The organism is Marinobacter sp. UBA2498, assembly GCF_002341575.1.
Taxonomy (GTDB): Bacteria; Pseudomonadota; Gammaproteobacteria; order Pseudomonadales; family Oleiphilaceae; genus Marinobacter; species Marinobacter manganoxydans.
The window spans coordinates 9667-13768 of sequence record NZ_DDOI01000076.1; the positions used below are offsets into that span (position 1 = coordinate 9667).

A 4102-nucleotide genomic window follows, 5' to 3' on the forward strand; every position below is an offset into this window, starting at 1 on the left:
TACTTGTCGGTACCGACGATGGCGGAAATCGGCATGCCATCAGCCATACTCTTGGCCATGGTCATCAGATCCGGCTCAACGTCACTGTGCTCGATGGCAAACATCTTTCCGGTCCGGCCAAAGCCGCTCTGCACTTCGTCTGCGATCATCAGGATATCGTTCTCGTCGCAGATCTTGCGGATTTCCTTGAGGAAGCTGGTCGGTGCCGCGTAGAAGCCGCCCTCACCCAGCACCGGCTCGATGACGATCGCTGCGGTGTTGTGGGCCGGGGAATCGGCTTTCATGGCCATTTTCAGGCCACGCAGTGCTTCATCTTCACTGACGCCGTGGTACGGAACCGGATAAGGCGCGCGATAAACGGTGCCGGGCATGGGGCCGAAATCCGTCTGGTACGGCGCTGCCTTACCGTTCATGGCCATGGTGTAGAAGGTCCGGCCGTGATAACCACCGTCGAAGCAGATGACGTTGGTCTTGCCAGTCGCTGCACGGGCGATCTTCATGGCGTTTTCCAGGGCCTCGGCACCGGAGTTGGCCAGCATTACCTTGGCGTGGCCACGCACAGGAACCACACCGCTGAGCTTCTCCGCCAGTTTCACGTAGCCCTCATAGGGCATAACCGTCTGGCAGGTATGCATCAGCTTGTCCAGCTGTGCCTTGACCGCTTCCACCACCTTCGGGTGGCGATGGCCGATGTTCAGTACGCCGATGCCGCCGGCGAAATCGATCATGCGCTTGCCGTCTGCATCCCACAGCTCTGCATTCGTTGCATGGTCGGCAAACTGTTCATTGGGACTTGCCGCGCCCGCCGCAACGTAGCGTTCTTTGAGTGCCTGCAATTCTTTATTGCTCACTTTGCCATTCTCCCTGGGTTCAGGTTCGAAAGTTTCACCTAACAGTGTAAGTAGTACGGTCACAGGAAACAAACCGACTATTGTCGCCCTCAGGCCGCATTGTCCCGGAATTGCAGTTTTGCCAGGCGTTGATAGAGGGCGTTATGGCGCATCAGTTCATCATGGGTGCCCACCGCCAGCAGGCGTCCCTGGTCCATAACCGCAATCCGGTCCGCGTCCCGGACCGTGGCCAGGCGATGGGCAATCACCAGGGTGGTACGCCCGGCAGTGAGAGCTGGCATCGCTTGCTGGATCAGGTTCTCGCTCTCCGCGTCCAGTGCGCTGGTGGCCTCATCCAGCAACAGCACTGGCGCATCGGCCAGCAGCGCCCGGGCGATGGCAAGACGCTGCTTCTGGCCACCGGACAGGCCCAGGCCAGCATCCCCAAGTGGCGTCTCGTAGCCGTTTGGCAGGCTCTGGATGAAATCATGGGCATGGGCGATTTTCGCAGCCCGTTCGACATCCTGCTGGCTGGCATCAGGCCGGGCGTAACGGATATTTTCGGCCACCGTGCCATGGAACAGGGCTGGATTCTGGGGCACCAGGGAAAAACACCGGCGCAGGGCATCGAGAGACAGATCGGCAGTGTCGACGCCATCGAGCAGAATTCGGCCCTCTTTCGGCTGATAGAAGTGCAGCAGCAAATCGAACAGCGTGGATTTTCCGGCTCCGGACCGCCCCACCAGGGCCAGGGTCTCGCCGGCCCTGACCTCCAGCGAAAGATCTGTCAGCGCGGGCTGTTCCAGCCGCCCCGGGTAACTGAAGCTCAGCCGGTCAATCCGGATTGCCCCCTGCACGTGTTCAGGGAGTTTCAGTGTCGACTCCTTGCGTTCAAACGCCGGCTCAGTCTGTAACAGTTCAAACAGCCGCGCCGCCGAGCCTGCAGCCCTCTGCAACTCGCCGATGACCTCGCTGATGGCGCCGGCAGCAACACCCACCAGCAGACTGTAGAAGACAAAGGCTGCCAGCTCACCCGGGCTGATCCGGCCGTGAATAACGTCCAGGCCCCCTATCCAGATGACGATGCCCACAGCGCCCATCACCAGGGAGATGGCCAGTGTGGTCAGCCAGGCGCGCTGACGGATACGCTGGCGGGCAATCTCGAACGCCCGTTCAGACACTTCGGAAAAATACTTGCGGTCGTGGGGCTGATGGTTGAAGGCCTGAACGGTCTTGATCTGGGTAAGGTTCTCGCCCACGTAGCTGCCGACATCGGCAACCCGGTCCTGGCTTAAACGGGAAAGAGCCCGCACCCGCCGGCCATAGAACAGAATAGGCGCGATCACCAGGGGGAAACCCAGCAGAATAATGCTCGCCAGTTTGGCGTTGGTGATGAACAGCAGCAGCAACCCCCCGACCAGCATCAGGGCATTGCGCAGCGCAATGGAAACCGTGGAGCCAATCACCGACTGCAGAACCGTGGTATCAGCGGTAAACCGGGACTGGATTTCCAGGGCCCGGTTCTGCTCGAAAAAACCCGGATGAAGATCAATCAGGTGGTTGAAGACTTTTTTGCGGATATCCGCCACCACCCGTTCGCCGATCCAGGACACCAGATAGAACCGGGCAAACGAGCCAAATGCGAGCCCCAATACCAGGATGAAAAACAGACCGATGGCCCTGGCCAGGTTCTCCGGCGACTCGGTGGCTAATCCCTGATCCACGAGAATACGTAAACCCTGTCCTAACCCGAGCGTAATTCCGGCCGTAAAAATCAGCGCCACCAGGGCACCGGCGACAGCCCGGCGATAGGGGCTGATAAAGTCGATGACCAGTCTCAGGGCCTTGCGGTGACGAGTGTTAATGTTGTGCCTCCTGGATACGGGGTGTTGTAGACTCCGCTAACAATACGGTTTGTACTCCATACAAGACCTATCATACAGCTACGCAAGAGCGTGCGGGTGGAGCAGCTTGCCAGGACCGTCGAAAGCCAGGGATGGCTTTCGCCGAGCGTACAGGGACGTATTTACAGCGTGTCCTGGCAAGCTGCTCCACCCGCGCGCTCGACTAGTCCGAAGCGGAAGGAACATGAATTGAGAGCCTACGCCGACAACGATTACCCGGCAGATCATAAACCGGACTGGAAAATCATTTCAGGCCTCTGGCCCTATCTCGCCGAATTCCGCGGCCGGGTAGTCCTGTCCCTGATTTTGCTGGTGTTGGCCAAGCTGGCCACCGTTGCCACGCCCATTGCCCTGAAATACATCGTCGACTACCTCGACCAGAACCGCGGCGCGGACATGCTGCTTTGGATCCCGGTGATCCTTGTGGTGGCCTACGGCGCGTTGCGCTTTGGCGCCACCCTGTTCAATGAGCTTCGGGATGCGGTATTTGCCCGGGTAGCTGAACGGGCCATGCGGCGGGTGTCCCTGCGAGTGTTCGAGCACCTGCACCAGCGGGAACTGGCCTTCCACCTGGATCGAAAGACCGGTGGCCTGGCGCGGGATATCGAGCGGGGTACCAACGGCATCAGCTTTCTGCTCCGCTTTACCCTGTTCAACATTGTGCCCACCCTGCTGGAGATCCTGATGGTCGCCGGCATTCTTTTCGTGGTGTTCAACGTGGGTTATGTGCTGGCGATCCTGGTGGCCGTGGTGGTGTATGTGGTCTTTTCCATCAAGATCACCGAGTGGCGGACGAAATTCGTGCGCGAAGCCAATGCCCGGGATAACCAGTCCAACTCGCGGGCCATAGACAGCCTGTTGAACTATGAAACCGTCAAATATTTCAATAACGAGCGGTACGAGGCGGAGGTCTATGATCGGGATCTGGACGACTGGGAACAGGCCCGTCTGAAAAACCGCCTGTCCCTGGCCGCGCTTAACTCCGGTCAGGCATTGATTATTGGTCTGGCGATGATCGTGATCATGGCCATGGCGGTCCGGGAAGTGGCCAGTGGTGAGATCACCCTCGGTGACTTCACCATGATCAACGCCTACCTGCTCCAGTTGTTCATTCCCCTGAACGCCCTGGGGTTTGTCTATCGCGAAATCCGGCAGGCACTGGTGAATGTCGAGCGCCTGTTCAAACTGCTGGCGGACAAACCGGCGATTGAAGATGCTCCGGATGCTACCGAGCTGGCCGTGAATAGGGGCGAAGTGCAGTTTGACCACATCCACTTTGCTTACCGACCGGACCGCCCGATTCTGAAGGATGTGAATTTTTCCATCCCGGCCGGTCACAAGGTGGCGGTGGTGGGCGCCAGTGGTGCG

General features: G+C 59.2%; 3 protein-coding genes. 1 reads left to right on the forward strand and 2 read right to left on the reverse strand.

The window, feature by feature from the left end:
- The coding region (locus B2W52_RS10500; protein WP_286802917.1) for an aspartate aminotransferase family protein at positions 1–851 on the reverse strand (851 nt) is incomplete at its 3' end.
- Between the two features lie 89 nt (positions 852–940).
- Positions 941–2671: an ABC transporter transmembrane domain-containing protein gene (locus tag B2W52_RS10505; RefSeq protein WP_286802927.1), complete on the reverse strand. Its 1731-nt coding sequence runs from the start codon at positions 2669–2671 to the stop codon at positions 941–943.
- A 252-nt stretch (positions 2672–2923) separates the two neighbouring features.
- Here B2W52_RS10505 and B2W52_RS10510 point away from each other — a divergent pair.
- On the forward strand, positions 2924–4102 hold a 1179-nt coding region (locus B2W52_RS10510), incomplete at its 3' end, for an ABC transporter transmembrane domain-containing protein (RefSeq protein WP_286802919.1).